The organism is Bacillus toyonensis BCT-7112 (assembly GCF_000496285.1).
GTDB lineage: Bacteria > Bacillota > Bacilli > Bacillales > Bacillaceae_G > Bacillus_A > Bacillus_A toyonensis.
Genome location: NC_022781.1, coordinates 3043601 through 3060861, shown reverse-complemented (window position 1 = coordinate 3060861; position 17261 = coordinate 3043601). Strand labels below are relative to the sequence as shown.

General features: G+C 35.9%; 17 protein-coding genes, 2 pseudogenes and 1 other annotated feature. Of the genes and pseudogenes, 3 read left to right on the top strand and 16 right to left on the bottom strand.

Annotated features, from left to right (window positions below; translation table 11 throughout):
• Positions 1–109: 109 nt before the first annotated feature.
• The 6 genes from BTOYO_RS15725 to BTOYO_RS26500 all read right to left on the bottom strand — a co-directional run bounded on the left by BTOYO_RS15725 (position 110) and on the right by BTOYO_RS26500 (position 6847).
• Positions 110–901, bottom strand: a complete 792-nt coding sequence (locus BTOYO_RS15725) for a TerC family protein (RefSeq protein WP_000025680.1) — start codon at positions 899–901, stop codon at positions 110–112.
• Positions 902–974: 73 nt separating this feature from the next.
• Positions 975–1553 (bottom strand): TerD family protein, encoded by a 579-nt coding sequence (locus BTOYO_RS15720; RefSeq protein WP_000236645.1) that lies wholly within the window; start codon positions 1551–1553, stop codon positions 975–977.
• Between the two features lie 80 nt (positions 1554–1633).
• Complete coding sequence (locus BTOYO_RS15715; protein ID WP_000146728.1) at positions 1634–2218, bottom strand: TerD family protein; 585 nt, start codon at positions 2216–2218, stop codon at positions 1634–1636.
• Positions 2219–2241: 23 nt separating this feature from the next.
• Positions 2242–2838: a TerD family protein gene (locus BTOYO_RS15710; RefSeq protein ID WP_001121599.1), complete on the bottom strand. Its 597-nt coding sequence runs from the start codon at positions 2836–2838 to the stop codon at positions 2242–2244.
• A 128-nt stretch (positions 2839–2966) separates the two neighbouring features.
• Positions 2967–3845, bottom strand: coding sequence for an ROK family protein (locus BTOYO_RS15705; protein WP_000759854.1), 879 nt, complete (start codon positions 3843–3845; stop codon positions 2967–2969).
• Between the two features lie 62 nt (positions 3846–3907).
• Entirely contained in the window at positions 3908–6847 is a 2940-nt protein-coding gene (locus tag BTOYO_RS26500) for an SH3 domain-containing protein (RefSeq protein WP_023441133.1), read from the bottom strand.
• Positions 6848–7079: 232 nt separating this feature from the next.
• On the opposite strand from BTOYO_RS26500, the gene BTOYO_RS15695 reads away from it, so the two are divergent.
• Positions 7080–8051, top strand: coding sequence for an LPXTG cell wall anchor domain-containing protein (locus BTOYO_RS15695; protein WP_023441132.1), 972 nt, complete (start codon positions 7080–7082; stop codon positions 8049–8051).
• 115 nt (positions 8052–8166) lie between these two features.
• Here the strand turns inward: BTOYO_RS15695 and proS are convergent, their stop codons facing one another.
• Both proS and BTOYO_RS15685 read right to left on the bottom strand, forming a co-directional pair.
• Positions 8167–9597 carry a proline--tRNA ligase gene (gene proS, locus BTOYO_RS15690; protein WP_001040988.1) on the bottom strand — a complete coding sequence of 477 codons (1431 nt, stop codon included), beginning with the start codon at positions 9595–9597 and terminating at the stop codon, positions 8167–8169.
• Between the two features lie 47 nt (positions 9598–9644).
• Positions 9645–9850 (bottom strand) — a binding site (T-box leader).
• A 93-nt stretch (positions 9851–9943) separates the two neighbouring features.
• A complete protein-coding gene (locus BTOYO_RS15685; RefSeq protein ID WP_000383863.1) occupies positions 9944–10237 on the bottom strand; it encodes a YesK-like family protein in 294 nt (97 codons plus the stop codon).
• 153 nt (positions 10238–10390) lie between these two features.
• On the opposite strand from BTOYO_RS15685, the gene BTOYO_RS15680 reads away from it, so the two are divergent.
• Complete coding sequence (locus tag BTOYO_RS15680) at positions 10391–11704, top strand: alkaline phosphatase family protein (protein ID WP_000356456.1); 1314 nt, start codon at positions 10391–10393, stop codon at positions 11702–11704.
• A 107-nt stretch (positions 11705–11811) separates the two neighbouring features.
• Positions 11812–13095 carry an MFS transporter gene (locus BTOYO_RS15675; RefSeq protein ID WP_000738837.1) on the top strand — a complete coding sequence of 428 codons (1284 nt, stop codon included), beginning with the start codon at positions 11812–11814 and terminating at the stop codon, positions 13093–13095.
• Positions 13096–13138: 43 nt separating this feature from the next.
• Here BTOYO_RS15675 and BTOYO_RS27980 read toward each other — a convergent pair.
• The 8 genes and pseudogenes from BTOYO_RS27980 to BTOYO_RS15640 all read right to left on the bottom strand — a co-directional run bounded on the left by BTOYO_RS27980 (position 13139) and on the right by BTOYO_RS15640 (position 16960).
• Positions 13139–13447: pseudogene (locus tag BTOYO_RS27980) on the bottom strand (hypothetical protein).
• Positions 13448–13495: 48 nt separating this feature from the next.
• Complete coding sequence (locus BTOYO_RS15670; RefSeq protein WP_080001328.1) at positions 13496–13747, bottom strand: helix-turn-helix transcriptional regulator; 252 nt, start codon at positions 13745–13747, stop codon at positions 13496–13498.
• Between the two features lie 56 nt (positions 13748–13803).
• A complete protein-coding gene (locus BTOYO_RS15665) occupies positions 13804–15036 on the bottom strand; it encodes an MFS transporter (protein WP_016513793.1) in 1233 nt (410 codons plus the stop codon).
• A 67-nt stretch (positions 15037–15103) separates the two neighbouring features.
• Positions 15104–15685, bottom strand: a complete 582-nt coding sequence (locus BTOYO_RS15660) for a TetR/AcrR family transcriptional regulator (RefSeq protein ID WP_001231936.1) — start codon at positions 15683–15685, stop codon at positions 15104–15106.
• A gap of 80 nt (positions 15686–15765) precedes the next feature.
• Positions 15766–15909 (bottom strand): hypothetical protein, encoded by a 144-nt coding sequence (locus BTOYO_RS15655; RefSeq protein ID WP_000532280.1) that lies wholly within the window; start codon positions 15907–15909, stop codon positions 15766–15768.
• A 126-nt stretch (positions 15910–16035) separates the two neighbouring features.
• Positions 16036–16284, bottom strand: a complete 249-nt coding sequence (locus tag BTOYO_RS15650; protein ID WP_000394360.1) for a hypothetical protein — start codon at positions 16282–16284, stop codon at positions 16036–16038.
• Positions 16285–16296: 12 nt separating this feature from the next.
• Positions 16297–16611: a thioredoxin family protein gene (locus tag BTOYO_RS15645; RefSeq protein WP_001091216.1), complete on the bottom strand. Its 315-nt coding sequence runs from the start codon at positions 16609–16611 to the stop codon at positions 16297–16299.
• Positions 16612–16626: 15 nt separating this feature from the next.
• Positions 16627–16960, bottom strand: a pseudogene (locus tag BTOYO_RS15640) (DnaJ family domain-containing protein).
• Between the last annotated feature and the right edge of the window lie 301 nt (positions 16961–17261).

The window sequence follows — 17261 nt, the reverse complement described above, 5'->3', positions numbered from 1 at the left end:
AACAGTTCACCTCCAAAAACATTTACGTTTTTATAAAGTCTCTCTTCTATTATAAACTATTTTTAGTTATAAAAAATGGGCGCTCGCATAACGAGCAAACCCATTTCAATTATTTATGATTATTTTTAGTAGCTGCAACTTCTTCTTTAGCCTGTCCAGAATTCTTCATGTAGTGAATTATAAATGTTGCTCCAAATGCTACAAGTAAAATAATAAAGAACAGTGTATGACTAATGTGAATATCAATTAGAGACAATAACATTTTCGCTGCAATAATTAGAATTAAAATATACGCTGTTGTTTCTAATTCTGGAATACGCTCTAACAATTTTAAAAATACGCCAGCAATACCACGCATCATTAAAATACCGAGCATTCCGCCTAATAGTAAAATCCAAACTTCATTTGATACACCAAATGCAGCAAGTACGCTATCTACAGAGAACGCGATATCCATTAATTCAACCATCGCAACCGTTCCCCAGAAGACACCGAACATTCTAAAGAGAATACTATTTTGATTCATACCATGAGCTTCCTCTTCTTCACTTGCACCTTTACGCTTATCAATAAAGTATTTCACTGATAACCAAGCAAGGTAAAGCGCACCAAGAAGTTTTACCCACCATAATTTAATTAAGAACATTCCAATTCCAATCGCAATAAAGCGGAACACATAAGCTCCAATAAGTCCGTAGAATAATGCTTTTTTACGTTTCTCTTCCGGAAGATGTTTTACCATTACCGCTAACACAAGTGCGTTATCAGCAGATAGTAACCCTTCAAGTACAACAAGTGTACCAATTAATCCCCAAGATACTGGATCTTGCAACACTTTAATCCACATATCTAAGTCGAAAAACTGAGCATACGTATTAATGATTTCTTGCAAAATGCTCATCTTACCTTTATCCCCTATTCTTTGCTAGATTTATAGAAAGGTCAAAAAAAGGAAACGAATGTCGTTTCCCTTCTTATGCATCCAAGCCATACGCTCTTACAAGCGCACCTAATCCACCTTGGAAACCGCTTCCTACTGCATTAAACTTCCACTGTCCATTATGACGGTATAATTCACAAAAGACAACTGCTGTTTCAATGGAGAAATCTTCCCCTAAATCAAAACGAAGAACTTCTTCGTTTGTTTCCTCATTCGCTAAACGAACGAATGCGTTTCCGACTTGTCCAAAGTTTTGATTACGGCCTTCACCATCATAAATTGTAACTGTGATTGCAATTTTATGTACATCTGCTGGAACTTTCTTCAAATCGACAACAAGTTGCTCATCATCGCCTTCACCTTCACCTGTACGGTTATCTCCTGTATGCAGAACAGATTCACAAGGAGACTGTAAATTGTTATAGAAAATAAAATCAGTTTCCTTCGTACATTTTCCGTTCGCATCTAATAGAAATGCCGATGCATCTAAATCGAAATCAGATCCACCATCATAAGATTTAATATCCCACCCAAGACCAATTACCGCTTTTGTTAAACCAGGGCTTGTCTTACCTAAATCGATCTTCTGTCCTTTTTGTAACTGAATAACCATTTATATTCACCTCTATATTTTAATCTTTAAAAATATATCCATCAGTAAACATGCGTTTCACCGATGGATATATAAATCTATTACTCTACATCTAAACCAAAGTTATTACATAGAGAACCTAATCCACCTTGGAATCCACTTCCAATTGCATTGAACTTCCATTCACCTGCATGACGGTATAATTCACCCACTACTACCGCTGTTTCAATAGAGAAGTCTTCTCCTAAATCGTAACGAATTAATTCTGCATTTTTCTCTTCATCTAGAATACGTACGAAAGCGTTAGAAACTTGTCCAAAGTTTTGGCTACGGCCTTCTCCATCATAAATTGTAATTGTGAAACAAATACGTTCGATGTGAGCAGGAACATTTTTCAAATCTACTTTAATTGATTCGTCATCGCCTTCACCTTCGCCTGTGCGGTTATCTCCTAAATGCTCTACAGCACCATTCGCACCTTTTGGATTATTGTAGAAGACGAAATCCTCTGCGCCTGAAACTTTACCATTCGCACCTACTAAGAAAATACTAACATCTAAATCGAAATCGTTTTGTCCGTCATAACGATTCGTATCCCAACCAAGTCCTACAAGAACTTTTGAAAGACCTGGATTCGTTTTTGTTAAATCTACCTTTTGTCCCTTTTTCAACGAAATTGATGCCATATACAATTCCTCCTCGGTTTATTTTATTGATAACGTGATACAATCTCACTTAAATTTTTATCTTGTGTTCCTTCTCCAACCGCTGAAAACTTCCACTCACTTCCGTGTCGGTACATTTCTCCTGCAATTAGAGTCGTTTTGCCAGCATAGTTATCTGACAAGTTATAACGTGCTAATTCTTCACCTGTTTGCGGGTTTTGAATACGAATATATGCATTACGAATCATCCCAAAATCTTGACGACGATTTACACAGTCATAAATATTTACAACGAATACTAAACGATTAATACGGCTCGGAACTTTATGTAATTCTACGAAAATTGTTTCGTCGTCACCAGCGCCTTCACCTGTTAAATTATCTCCTGAATGAATAATACTACCACAAGTAGAAAGTTTGTTTCCAAAGTAAACTAAATCATTTTTATTTAAAAAACGCTCTCCTTCTAACATAACAACTGATGCATCACAATCTACATTTGGTTTACTTCCAAATAATGAAGACAGAAACCCACCTGATTGCCCAATTGGATCCCAGCCTAAGCCAACCTGTAGTTTTGCTACTCTCGGTTGTCCTTTCGTTAAATCGATCTTTTGTCCTTTTTCTAAAATAATAGGCATGAAGTTTCTTCCTTTCTACAAAGCATTTTCCTAATCGGAAAATATTGTATTCTTCTCTTATATTGTAGCATTATTTATCTATTGAGAAAAAGAATAAATTCTCAATTATATGAAAACACCTATATCATTTATTTATATTGATGTAAGAAGTGGTAAATCGAACCAATCACTCCTGCGTGATTACGATTTTGTGCGATTTTAATCTCGCAATTACTATAAATCTCAGGATTTAAATATTTTCGTACCTCTTCCTTTACTTCTTCTAAAAATCGATTACCTCTATTAGTAATCCCTCCACCAATAATAATTACTTTTGGATTGAAGATATAAGCAAGATTACTAATTCCAATGGCTAAATGTTTAAAGAATATTTGAACGGCATGTATAACTTCTTTATCCTTCTGATCATATAATTCAAAAATTTTTTCACCGTTCCAATTCCCGCTACCTTTATACTTCCGCACAAGAGAAATTAACCCTGAAATCGAGGCAACCTCTTCAAATTGTTTCCCTTCGATCAACATATTGCCCCATTCACCAGCACTAAATGAATGACCTCTGTACAGTTTTTTATTAATAACAATAGCTCCCCCTATTCCCGTTCCAAGGGTAAGCATAATGCAATTATTTTCATTTCTTCCAACACCTTGCCACATCTCTCCAAACAAAGCACAATTGACATCATTTTCAATGGATATAGGAACTTTTAATACAGCTTGTAATCTATCAATAATAGGAATACCAGCATAGCGTGGAATATGATCCACGCCGCCAGTTATGATTCCTCTATGAATATCTACAATTCCGGCTGTACTAATACCGATTCCAGAAACAACATGTTCATTCATTAATTGCTCCGCCAAGCTAATAATCTTTTGAACGATTTGTTCCCCACCTAAATGGGCCTCTGTTAATGTAGTTTCGTGATTTAGTAATATCCCAGATTTTGAAATAATCCCATATTTAATCTGTGTACCACCAATATCAAATGCGATATATTTTTTCACACTGTCACTTCCTCTAACATTATGAACTTCACTTTTCTGCATTGAAATGATGATGTTTTCCTTTAATAAGAGTTCACAAGATTTACAGATCCAGCTTTTACGTAGACACTGTTGTATTCTTTATTATCCGAAACAATTTCATAATACGATCCTTGTGGTGTATTAACTGTTTTCTTAATGGCTACCATAATGTTGCGAGATGTCATTCCAGTCTGACCTTCAGCCATACTTTTGAATATCGGAGAACCTGCCGTTAACGTTCCAAGTCGATATTTATTTAAATCTTTACTTCCATTCATTGCATCAATTCTATACATAAGCGAGGCAATTTGCTGTCCCCAATTTTCATCACTTGCATACATGACGTTCATTCCTTGTGCCTTATCTCCTAAGTTTCCACCATTATATGTATTTCCACTTGGATTTAAGTAATGCTTATCTATATATGCCGCACAAAAATCAATACCTTCTTCCCATGTTTTGAATCCAGTTGCACCATTATATGGATCTGAATCTACCGCTCTAAAGCCAAATAAATTTTTCTTATCTTGCGCGATACGACTTGTTCCCCATCCTGATTCTAAAATTGCATGTGACACTAAGTAACCGGCATTCATCTTATATTTCTCTGCTGCACTTACAAAATATTTTCCTAATCCAATAAGTGGACTCTTTGCATTCGATTTACGTAAGAAATTATCAATTTCATCTCCTGTATAAGTAGATGTTGCACGAAGTGGCATATACTCAAAGTATTGATAACTATCTTGTCCTCCAATTTGCTTCTTATCAAAAGCCTCGTAACGCTCTCCTTCTTTTAAATGTTTCGGAGCATTACCAATTTGATACGTTGCATGTTTACCATTTTCCGGATTGTATACATAATGATATAACTTGCCATTTTTAGTTGCATAATACGACGTTTTCTCACCAGTCATTGTCGGATGTAATGTAACATCATTTATATTCACATAACCTGTCATACCATCAATTTGGACATGAATACGATCATCAACAGCTTTTACAAATTTCAGGTCAGCTCCACCCTTTACATATGTGAGCTTTTTACCCGTCGTAATATCATAAATATTAATAACACCATTTGCACGAACGAAACCTTGCTTCATATTTACAACTTTACCGTCACTTTTAATGTAAGCATCTTCTTTCATATTCTGCATAATTTGTGTTGCTTCCGCTTCATTTGGTTTTTGAACCTTTTGTGATGAGGTAACAATTTCATAAGAAGACGAACCTTGTTTAACTTTTAAGAACTGTAACGAAACATACCCCTCTCCGCCATTAAAACGGATTTTTGCCCAGCCATTTTCTTTTCCTATGATCGTAACAGTCTCTCCATTTTTCAAATGACCGACAGCTGCCGCACCTGTTGATGGACCTTTACGTACATTTAATAAAGACGCATTTACAACTGCTCGTTCTTCTGTTACCTGTCCAGGGTTTGTTGGGTTTGTTGGATCTATGGAATCTTTACCAATCGTTATAAACTCTAACGACACATAACCTTCTTTTCCTTGGTAATTGATTTTCGCCCAGCCATTTACTTTTCCTAGTACTGTTACTTTTTCACCATTTTTTAAGTTTCCTAGAACCGAGCTACTTGTATTCGCCGCACTTCTTACTCGGAGACTTGTCGCATTGATCGTTCCTACTTCTTGCGTTCCATTCGTAATGTCTTCCGCTGGCTTTTCTTCTTGTTTTCCTGCTTCTAACTTCACAAACTCTAACGACACATACCCTTCTTTTCCTTGGTAATTGATTTTCGCCCAGCCGTTTGCTTTTCCTAGTACTGTTACTTTTTCACCATTTTTTAAGTTTCCTAGAACCGAGCTACTTGTATTCGCCGCGCTTCTTACTCGGAGACTTGTCGCATTGATCGTTCCTACTTCTTGCGTTCCATTTTTAATCGTTGCATCTGATGTTTTCGGTTGTTCCGGCTTTTTTATCTCTTCTGTGTTGCCATCAATTTTCACAAACTCTAACGATACATACCCTTCTTTTCCTTGATAGCTTATTTTTGCCCAACCATTCGCTTTTCCTAGTACTGTTACTTTTTCACCATTTTTTAGGTTCCCTAAAACCGAGCTACTTGTATTCGCTGCGCTTCTTACTCGGAGACTTGTCGCATTGATCGTTCCTACTTCTTGCGTTCCATTTTTAATCGTTGCATCTGATGTTTTCGGTTGTTCCGGCTTTTTTATCTCTTCTGTGTTGCCATCAATTTTCACAAACTCTAACGATACATACCCTTCTTTTCCTTGATAGCTTATTTTTGCCCAACCATTCGCTTTTCCTAGTACTGTTACTTTTTCACCATTTTTTAGGTTCCCTAAAACCGAGCTACTTGTATTCGCTGCGCTTCTTACTCGTAAGCTTGTTGCATTGATTGTTCCTACTTCTTGTGCTCCATTTTTGATTATTGGTTGCAGTTGCTTTTGGCCAGAAGTGTCAGGTGTTTGAATTGCATCTCCAAATTTTAAAAACTCTAAAGATACATATCCCTCTTTTCCTTTATATTCAATCTTTGCCCAGCCGTTCGCTTTTCCTAATACCGTTACTTTTTCATTTTTTTGAACATAGCCAATCATTGAACTACCTAGAGTTGGACTATTACGTACATTCAAACGAGTTGCCGTAACAATTCCCTCTTCTTTTTGTCCATTATTAATCGTTAATTGTTGTTTTTGTTCAACGTTTGGATTTCCATTCGAAAATCCTAAAAATTGTAATGTGACATACCCCTCTTTTCCATCATGAGAAATTTTAGCCCATTCTTTTTCCTTACTTAAAACTTGTACATTTGTTCCCTTTTTTACTGTTCCTATAACTTTCCCTTGAGTTGTAGGTTGTTCACGTATATTTAAATTTGTTGCATTTACTGTCGCTAAATTATCACTTTCTGCAAAGGCATGCGTCGAAATAAAAGATGTTGCTGTCGCTAGAAATGTACCTGTTATTATTTGTTTTGTTGTTTGTTTCATAATTTTTTATAAGAATATAAGAAATCCTATATTCTTCAGCCCTCCCTTTTTTATTCTTCTTACTATTAATCTTAACATATCATTCCGAAATATTTATTTTGAATATCTAAATATAGCCATAAAATTTGTGAACATCTTATCTATATAGTTTTTTGCATAAAACTATATCTCCTATGAAATATTACAAAGGGATGTATTTTAGATGGAATATTAATTTTTCAGGAGGAAAACAATGACGAAAATCTTCATTTTAGCATCAACACTTTCTTTATCTTTTTTTAGCGGCTTGAATATCGGTAATGCAGCCACGGAAAACTTCTCTCCAACAAACGCTATTGTACAAAACAGCGATCATTTAGCAGAAGGAAACTCAAAAGATAATAATAAACCTCCAGGAAGCAACGGTTCTGGTGGTAGCGGTTCTGATGACAGCGGTTCTGGTGGCAGTGGTTCTGGTGGTAACGGTTCTGGTGGCAGCGGCTCTGATGGCAGTGGTTCTGGTGGCAGCGGCTCTGGTAGCAACGGTTCTGGTGGTAGCGGCTCTGGTGACAGCGGCTCTGATGGCAGTGGTTCTGGTGGCAGTGGTTCTGGTGGTAACGGTTCTGGTGGCAGCGGCTCTGATGGCAACGGTTCTGGCGGTAGCGGTTCTGGTGACAACGGTTCTGATGGCAATGGTTCCGGTGGCAACGGTTCTGATGGCAGTGGTTCCGGTGGCAACGGTTCTGATGGCAGTGGTTCCGGTGGCAGTGGTTCTGGTGGCAACGGTTCTGGTGGCAACGGTTCTGGTGGCAGTGGTTCTGGTGGCAACGGTTCTGGTGGCAGCGGCTCTGATGGTAATGGTTCTGGTGGCAACGGTTCTGGCGGTAGCGGTTCTGGTGGCAACGGTTCTGGTGGCAACGGTTCTGGTGGCAACGGTTCTGGTGGCAGTGGCTCTGATGGCAGTGGTTCTGGTGGCAGTGGTTCTGGTGGCAACGGTTCTGGTGGCAGCGGCTCTGGTAGCAACGATTCTGGTGGCAACGGTTCTGGTGGCAATCGAGTTAAGGGCGATAGCAGTTCACAAGGTGGTAACGTAAAAGATAATGCGACAAAACAAGGTGATAAGTTACCTAATACTGCAGCACATTATCCTGCATCTATTTTAATAGGACTTTCAACATTCCTAATTGGTATGTTATTGTTTATTCGCCGTAAAAATGCAAAATAAAGACCAACATCCTTCCATCTAAAAAATACATGAAACCAATATAAAACTAAAAAGGGCTTTGGATTGCAGTTTATTATGCAACCCAAAGTCCTTTTGGCATCTATCAGAAAGCGTATTAATATGCTTTTCCCCAATAGACCATGTGCTTTGCTTCTTTACTACAGCAAATACATTCGTCAGCTAAATGTTCTTGCTCAAAAGGCATACAACGTGAAGATACTCCAACTTCTTCTTTTAATTTCTCTTCACAAGCTAGTTCTCCACACCACATCGCCTTAATAAACCCTTGCTTTTCATCAGCTGCTTTTTTCATCTCTTCGAAATTCGTCACACTATACGTATTCTCATCGCGAAATACTTTTGCTTTATTAAATAAAGAATGATGAATTTCCTCCAGTAATGATAGAATGCGTTCTTCTAATTGATCCATTGATATACATTCTTTTTCTTTCGTATCTCTTCTTACAAGTACAACTTGATTCTTTTCAATATCCTTTGGACCCACTTCTAATCGAATTGGAATTCCCTTCATTTCATACTCATTAAATTTCCAGCCTGGTGTTTTAGTGCTAGCATCTATTTTTACACGCGCAACCTTCTGAATACGTCCTTGTAACTCTGTTGCTTTTTCTAACACACCTTCTTTATGCTGAGCAATAGGTACAATAACAACTTGTACTGGAGCGACTTTTGGCGGCATTACAAGTCCGTTATTATCACTATGGACCATAATAAGTCCACCTATCATTCTCGTTGATACACCCCACGAAGTTTGGTGTACATATTGCCACTTACCGTTACGATCTAAAAACTTAATATCAAATGCTTCAGAGAAATTCGTTCCAAAGTTATGAGATGTTCCTGTTTGAAGTGCTTTTCCATCATGCATTAAACTTTCAATCGTATAAGTTGCCTTCGCTCCCGCAAACTTTTCTTTTTCTGTTTTTTGTCCTTTAATGACTGGTATCGCTAAGTATTCCTCGCAGAAAGAGGCATACAGATTTAAAATATTTAACGTTTCAGCTTGCGATTCTTCTGCCGTTTCATGAATCGTATGGCCTTCTTGCCATAAAAATTCAGTTGTACGAAGGAATGGTCTCGTTGTCTTTTCCCAACGAACTACTGAACACCACTGATTATATAACTTTGGTAAATCATTATATGATTGAACAATCTTTGAGAAATGCTCACAGAATAAAGTTTCCGATGTAGGACGTACACAAAGTCTTTCCGCTAACTTTTCATCCCCGCCATGCGTAACCCATGCTACTTCAGGAGCAAATCCTTCAACATGATCCTTCTCTTTTTGCAATAAACTCTCTGGGATAAACATTGGCATATACACATTCTCATGACCAGTTTCCTTTAACTTTTCATCCATCACTTTCTGCATATTCTCCCATAAGGCATAACCGTACGGACGCAGAATCATACACCCTTTTACACTTGAATAGTCAACAAGTTCAGCTTTTTTTACAATATCGGTATACCACTGCGCAAAGTCCTCTTCCATCTTCGTAATGGCTTGCACTTGTTCTTTTGCCATAGTCAGTCTTCCTCCTTTTAGAAAATACAAAAAAGCCCGCGCCCCTAAATAGGGACCGAGCTTTGCCGGCGTTACCACCCTGATTCATACACAAAAATTGTATATGCTCTCTTTTTGATAACGGGAATTTCCCGCTGCATATGCAGAACTCAAAGGTAGGTTCCATATCGCCCTTTAAGAATCTTTCAGCCAAACGGATTCTCTCTCTGCAAAAAAGGTTGGACATGTACTAGTCCTTTTTCAGCGTTATAACGAAATAAATTTGTTGATTATCATAATACAAATTCTTTTTTAAAACAATAGCTAATTTTCTTATTTTTATATATTCTTTTCATTTTTTGTAGTTTTATACGTAGCTCTTTCGAACGATTTTCACAAGTTGATGTGCAACCATACCGATAAGTGTACCAAGTAGAACGAAGAAACAAATAAATCCATATCCCATTCCTTCCCACCCACCAATAGCTATCATTGTTACAGGAAAGAAAGCTAAACAAAGAAGTACTAAACTAAGTGAAAATATAATATCAAACTGTTTGTCTGGAAAACGTTTCTTTAGTAAATATGAAATAGCAAATACTAGGAGAATCGTGATTCCACCAATGATGTAAAAAATACCAAATCCATCTAGCCAGTCCATAGTATTCCCTCCTTTCATTCAATCCCTTATACTTATTATATGTTTAATTTTTCTGAAAATAAATAATAAATTTTATTCAGAAACATATTTTTATTACTAGGTATTAATAGTAATATATAAGAATAGGTTTTATATAATTAGGAGGATTACTTTATGGATAAAGCATTAACTAATCGTGTCATTATTTTATCATTCGACTGTTTATCAGCTTTAGATTTTCCTATACTACAAAAATTACCTAACTTCCAATCTCTAATAAAAAAGGGCGCGGTTGTAGAAAAAGTAGAACCAATTTATCCTTCTGTAACATATCCAAGCCACTCAACAATCGTTACTGGAAACTACCCTAATAAACATGGTGTTGTTACCAATACTTTACTTCAACCAGGACGTGAATCACCAGATTGGCATTGGTACCGAAAATCGATAAAAGGAACAACATTATATGATGAAGCACGCAAAGCAAATTTAACGACAGCAGCCCTTCTTTGGCCTGTTACTGGAAGAGCAAACATTGATTACAATTTACCGGAAATCTTTCCAAATAGACCGTGGCAAAATCAAATTTTAGTTTCATTATTTAGCGGTAGCCCGCTATACCAATTAGATTTAAATCGACGGTTCGGTCATATACGAAATGGATTATCACAACCTGAACTCGATGATTTCGTTCTTGCTTCTGCTGTACATACAATCCTTACAAAAAGGCCTAATGTCATGTTTGTGCATTTCACTGATTTAGACACACAAAGACACTATCATGGCTTTGAATCTAACGAAACAATAGCAGCTATCCATAGGCACGACGAACGTCTAGGAAAAATTATTCATGCATTAAAAGAAAGTGGAATATACGAAGAAAGTACAATTATTGCCCTTGGTGATCATAGCGCTTTAAGTGAAAACAAATCAATTCAATTAAATGTGCTATTCCATCAAAAAGAGCTTATATCTCTAAATAAAGAAGGTAAATTAGTAGACTGGAAGGCCTACTGTCAAAGTTGCGACGGTTCTGCCTATGTATATGTGAAAGACAAAAACGATACGGATACCATTCGGGAAGTACAACTACTTCTTGAAGAACTGCTTCAAAATAAACAAAATGGCATTGAATTTATACTTCATGATGAAGCGGCGAAAGAATCCGGTGCAGATGGTAATTGTTTATTTATGTTGGAAGCACAAGAGGGGTATTATTTCACTGAAAATTATACCGGTGATTTTATAAAAGAAATTACTAAAAAAGATGTTACTTCTAGTAAAAAATATACATTTGGAACTCATGGTTACTCCCCAACAAAGCCTAACTATGAAACAATTTTTATCGCTGCTGGAAAAGGTATTCAAAGTGGCGTTACAATCCCGTATATGAGACTTATTGATGAAGGTCCGACTATCGCAAGATTACTCGGTTTGCACTTAGGCGAAACAGACGGATCCATTATAAAGGATTTACTACAATTGTAAAGAACTGTGTATATATGTAAAAGTTATGTAAAAATCATCACTGTTTCTCTTTTTATAATTTTTATTTTTGTACACTGTTAGTAGAACAATTTAAGGGGGAACATTATATGAAAAAAATGTCCAGACAAGAAAAAAGCTGGATATTATATGATTGGGCGAATTCGGTATATTCGCTCGTCATTACAACTGCACTATTCCCAATTTACTTTAAAGCAGCTGCAAAAGAAGCTGGACTATCTGGTGCAACTTCAACAGCATATTGGGGATATGCAAACTCATTCGCTACACTTTTAATTTCTATACTTGCTCCTATTCTCGGCACAGTTGCTGATTATAAAGGGTTTAAAAAACGATTTTTCACATTCTTCTTTGGACTCGGCATCGTATTTACAAGTATGCTAGCAGTCGTCCCAACATCCCAGTGGTACTTATTACTAGGTTGCTATATGCTAGCACTAGTCGGTTTTGCTGGAGCAAACATTTTTTATGATGCATTTTTAGTAGATGTTACCTCTAAAGATAGAATGGATCGAATTTCTACACGAGGCTTTGCATTAGGCTATATTGGGAGCACAATTCCTTTTATCGGTTGTATCGCTCTTATTATTCTTGCTCAAAAAGGCACTATCCCTTTATCAGTCGGCATTGCCAGTCAAATTTCATTCGCAATAACAGCTCTTTGGTGGGGATTATTTACAATTCCAATGCTAAAAAACGTAGAGCAAACACATTATATTGAACGCCATCCAAGACCAATTGCAATGAGCTTCAAACGCCTTGCTGATACTTTTAAAAATATTAAAGAATATAAAACAGTCTTTATGTTCCTAATCGCCTATTTCTTCTACATTGACGGGGTCGATACAATTATTACTATGTCTACCGCTTACGGAACAGATCTCGGTATTAGTGCAACGAATCTATTAATCATCTTATTTGTCACACAAATTGTAGCTTGTCCATTCGCTTTATTATACGGAAAATTATCAGAAACATTTACAGGGAAAAAAATGCTATATGTTGGTATTATTATTTATATCATCATTTGCACATATGCTTATTTCTTAAAAACGACACTCGATTTCTGGATTTTAGCAATGTTAGTTGCCACTTCTCAAGGTGGTATTCAAGCACTTAGTCGTTCCTATTTTGCAAAACTAGTACCTAAAGAATCGGCAAATGAATTCTTCGGATTTTATAATATATTTGGCAAGTTTGCCGCGATCATGGGTCCAGTATTAGTCGGTGTTACAACGCAATTAACGGGAAAAACAAACGCTGGTGTCCTTAGTATTATCGTATTGTTTATTATAGGTGGATTCTTATTAACTAGAGTTCCTGAAAATGATACACCCGTTACACCACCTAATCCGAAAACTAAAACGCTATAAAAAGAAGATCCCCTTCACACAAGAAGAGGATCTTTCTTTATTTTTAACGATAACGCTTTACAAGTAAAAACTCTACAGCTGGCTTTACAACTCTAGCGGCACATAACGTAAGTAAAAGCGGTACATCATGAAAATCTATCCATTTATTAAAACCTACCGATGCGAAAAAAAAACAAAAAATAAATACAATGCGTACATAATATGTAACATTTGCACTTGTTTTTCATACATGTTTTTCTAAATCTTTCTTCTCCTCATTTGCCCTTCAACATTATGCGATGCTACAAATAAATAGTGCATACCAGTTTACTTGAAGTTCAATTAACCAATAGTAAAGTGCAAATGCTAGCATACTTATAACTACTAATGTCGTAACTAAAAGACTTATTTTCTCTTTCCCCTACAGCTTATACAAAAATAGTTTATCAACAGTTGTTCCCAATACTTCCGCTAAACGAAAAGCTAACGCTAAGCTTGGATCATATTTATTATTCTCAATTGCATTTATCGTCTGTCTTGATACGCTACACTTATCAGCTAATGCACCTTGTGAAATATTATTTTCAGTGCGTAATTCATAAATTTGATTTTTCACATCTTTTCTCCTAACATGTAAAATCGTTTTTACAACATTAGTATATAATCGGTACATTTCATTGTCAAAAGACTGCCACAAGAAAAGGGAGCAATTCTGCTCCCTTACAATGGTTATTTCGAGGCTAACGAATTTGTTAGTTCCTCTTTATTAGCGACATCTTCTTTATTTATTTGCATGCGTAGAGCTGGTCCAATCGCTAATAAAATAAGTGACATCGCTATACAAAATACAATAACTAATGAAGTCATTTCCTTCAATCCTCCAGCTAGTGATGTTCCAATTAACATTGCCCCCATAAACATTGGTAAAATGGTTCCATTCACTCTTCCAATCATATTTTCTGGTACAAGTTGAATCATAAGCGTACCGACAACGATATTAACACAAGCTAAACAAATACCTGTTCCAAATCGCATCAAACTAGTAATCCAAAATGATGTGGACAACCCTTCGACTAAAAATGAGATTGCTAATATACTCATACCAAATACAAACATCTTTTTCGGATTTACTTTTGAAGCGAAAACCGCAGCAACAATACCACCGATTAGCATACCTATTCCATCCGCTGCTGCTAAATATTGAACTGCTTCCTTTTCCATTCCAAGACGTTCTATTACAAGAAACACCTCTAATGGATTCGTTAATCCAACAGCTAAGCCCATAATTGTGAAAGTGATCGTAATCATACGTAAATTTTTCGTATGAAGAACGTATTTCCATCCTTCTTTTATATCATTTTTTAATGATCCCTTCACTGCTTGCTCTTGTTCAATCCATTTCGGTAAAAATGAAAGGGCGATAGCAGATAATAAAAATAAAATGATTAAACTATATAGTGACGTAAATAAACCAAGTTGTGTATACACAAGCGATCCTACAACTGGTCCGAAAATCATAAACAATGACTGTAATGTTTGGTTAAATGCAATCGCATTTGCTACCTGTTCTTCCTTTACATAGCGCTTAAATATGCGTGAAGATGAAGGCTGAGAAAACTGACCTACAATTGCGGAAACGAGTGTCGCAAAAAATATTGCCTGCCAGTAATCAATCTTTAACAATAAAACAATCCCTATAATAGACAGTACACTTAACACATCCCCAGCAACCATTGTTCTTTTCGGGTTCCAGCGATCTGCTAACGCGCCACCAATGAAAGAAAAAATAAAAATAGGTGCATATTCCATGACCGATAATAGTGACACTGAAACTGGATCATTATTCGTCCGCTCCATTATGAAATACAATAGGGCCATATTTCTTATCCAAATCGCAAATTGTTGTAAAATATCGGATGCCATAACGAGCATAAATGCTCGATTTTTAAATAAAGCTTTCATTTCCGCTCCTCCTTTTATAAACCGACCATTCGGTCTAATTTGTTTTAAAAGAAAAGCCGCTGACTTATTATTCAGCTGCCATCCCTTTTAACAATACATCTATTGCCTTTTTATAAACTCGCTTTAACTCGTTATAATCTAGCTCATAGTAAAGCACTCCAAGCCCTGATAATAAGCCATGTACAATATACATCAAATCGCGCGCATTTTCTTCACGAAACTCTCCAGACTGTATACCTGTTTCGATTAATCTCTCAAACATAACATATGATTCTCTAGTTAAAGCTAATAATTCATCTAGAACCTCTTTGCTCACAACTTGGCTCATAGAAAATTCCTCTATTGCACTCGAAATAGGTTGTTGTATATCCTCTACATAATATTCTGCGAGACCATATAATTTTTCAATACTAGTACTATACAACTTCTCTTTTTCATTCCATTTTTCAAGCCAATCATACGTATGCTGTTTTACTACAAATAAAAATAATTCTTCTTTACTTTTAAAATGGTAATAAATACTCCCTTTACTTCGCTCTGTAATTTCACAAATATCTTCCATAGATGTGGCTGCATAGCCTTTTTGTGAAAACAGATTTTCTGCTTTGTATGCAATTTCCTTCTTTATCTCTTCTGCGCTTTTTCTCATACTCACACCTCTTTAAACCGACCGTTCAGTCTAATGATAACAAATGAAAAACCTCTTTCGCAAGAGGCTATATTCCTTATTTACGAAAACGTACTTTCAAACCAAGTTCGGATCATATGTATTGTTCCAAATTTAAATCCAAGTTTAACAAGAAATACACCTCCAGCAACTAATAAAAACAATGCTACTTTCCCTTTATTTTTCACTTTCGGTTCCCTTCCCATTTCCATTCTCCTTATCATGTTAAAAATATTAAACAAACGTTTATTTAACTGTTAGTGTGCGTATGTAAGCCAACTAATCAAACGTTTGTTTAAAAAAGAAATACGCCTATATAAGGCGTATTCTTATCAATCACCGCCACCACCGCAACTACCTCCACTATCTCCTCCAAAAGACCCTCCACAGTCATGTGAACTGCTATCATGTGAGCTGTCATTATTATCAGATCCAGCAAAGAAAAAAAGCGGTGATGAGTTATTAGACGAATTATGTATGTTATTTTGTTTCGTAAGGTTTACTTTCTTTTTGTTTGATCGAACAGCTATTACAATTATTCCAATGACAACAAATAATAGTATGACAATAATAAATTCCATATAAAAACCTCCCTAATTCTCGAATAATTGAATGGTTCTCTCTAAATTTTCAAGTGAAATAAAGCGCGATTCACGAAGGATCTCTTTTCCATTATGAAATAACAAAATTGTCGGCCCTGTAAATACTGCATATCGCCCCGCAACTTCTTGCATGTCTTGTAGTAATATCTCTATTTTCTCTACGTAATCATAATTCTCTAATACGTAATTTACTTTCCTTAACATGACATCACAAACACCACAATTTTCTGTTTTAATAAATAGAAGTACTAATTGCTGTTCTTCAATATATGTTGCTAATTCTTCTATCGTTTCAAATGTATTCATCTTATCCCTCTTAACTTAATTTAAGAAATGCTGAACTATCTTTCTCTTTTCCATTACCTGCTGAAAACACAACGTTTTTGCTGTTAACCCTTCTTGTAATTTTTTCCTCTCTACTTCATCATAACAGCAAGCAATTAAATCTTCTATTTTTAATATATCTTTTGTAATTCCATTTCTGCTGGAATCATTCCCGCATTTTTTAAATTTTATAGCTCATCCTTAACTCTAGAGGTACCATTAAAAGATCTTCTAATTGTAGTGGTTTTCCTTTTCTCGAAATATAATCCAGATCACCATTCCAGATTGCTTGTCGAACCTTTTCTTCAGCAATGTTCAAAAACACATCCACACTATCCTCTCACTTACATATTTTTACTATTATTTTATATGAAATTTCACCATCTTACCACACCATTACAAGTTGACTTCATACAATTTTTTCTCAAATTTATTTATAATAAGCTATTTTCTTCCTCACCGGTCTTTCATTTTCATATGCAGTTTGTATTAAAGCCTTTTTGTATTGAGAAAGTCTTTCTTCATACAATAAAGCGTTTACACTAAATCTTACATTTGTTACGATTTAATCACCCCAGCTCCCTTGTATAGACTTCGTGATGTCTGATCATTTTTATCTAGACGTTTCATAC

What these genes read in the sequence shown, in the direction of transcription:
- BTOYO_RS15670 (WP_080001328.1), bottom strand. Translation starts at nt 13,747, where the DNA reads ATGTACCGATTATATACTAATGTTGTAAAAACGATTTTACATGTTAGG.
- BTOYO_RS15680 (WP_000356456.1), top strand. Translation starts at nt 10,391, where the DNA reads ATGGATAAAGCATTAACTAATCGTGTCATTATTTTATCATTCGACTGT.
- BTOYO_RS15695 (WP_023441132.1), top strand. Translation starts at nt 7,080, where the DNA reads ATGACGAAAATCTTCATTTTAGCATCAACACTTTCTTTATCTTTTTTT.
- BTOYO_RS15710 (WP_001121599.1), bottom strand. Translation starts at nt 2,838, where the DNA reads ATGCCTATTATTTTAGAAAAAGGACAAAAGATCGATTTAACGAAAGGA.
- BTOYO_RS15650 (WP_000394360.1), bottom strand. Translation starts at nt 16,284, where the DNA reads ATGGAATTTATTATTGTCATACTATTATTTGTTGTCATTGGAATAATT.
- BTOYO_RS15655 (WP_000532280.1), bottom strand. Translation starts at nt 15,909, where the DNA reads ATGGGAAGGGAACCGAAAGTGAAAAATAAAGGGAAAGTAGCATTGTTT.
- BTOYO_RS15720 (WP_000236645.1), bottom strand. Translation starts at nt 1,553, where the DNA reads ATGGTTATTCAGTTACAAAAAGGACAGAAGATCGATTTAGGTAAGACA.
- BTOYO_RS15725 (WP_000025680.1), bottom strand. Translation starts at nt 901, where the DNA reads ATGAGCATTTTGCAAGAAATCATTAATACGTATGCTCAGTTTTTCGAC.
- BTOYO_RS15685 (WP_000383863.1), bottom strand. Translation starts at nt 10,237, where the DNA reads ATGGACTGGCTAGATGGATTTGGTATTTTTTACATCATTGGTGGAATC.
- BTOYO_RS15675 (WP_000738837.1), top strand. Translation starts at nt 11,812, where the DNA reads ATGAAAAAAATGTCCAGACAAGAAAAAAGCTGGATATTATATGATTGG.
- BTOYO_RS15645 (WP_001091216.1), bottom strand. Translation starts at nt 16,611, where the DNA reads ATGAATACATTTGAAACGATAGAAGAATTAGCAACATATATTGAAGAA.
- BTOYO_RS15665 (WP_016513793.1), bottom strand. Translation starts at nt 15,036, where the DNA reads ATGAAAGCTTTATTTAAAAATCGAGCATTTATGCTCGTTATGGCATCC.
- BTOYO_RS15660 (WP_001231936.1), bottom strand. Translation starts at nt 15,685, where the DNA reads ATGAGAAAAAGCGCAGAAGAGATAAAGAAGGAAATTGCATACAAAGCA.
- BTOYO_RS15715 (WP_000146728.1), bottom strand. Translation starts at nt 2,218, where the DNA reads ATGGCATCAATTTCGTTGAAAAAGGGACAAAAGGTAGATTTAACAAAA.
- BTOYO_RS26500 (WP_023441133.1), bottom strand. Translation starts at nt 6,847, where the DNA reads ATGAAACAAACAACAAAACAAATAATAACAGGTACATTTCTAGCGACA.
- proS (WP_001040988.1), bottom strand. Translation starts at nt 9,597, where the DNA reads ATGGCAAAAGAACAAGTGCAAGCCATTACGAAGATGGAAGAGGACTTT.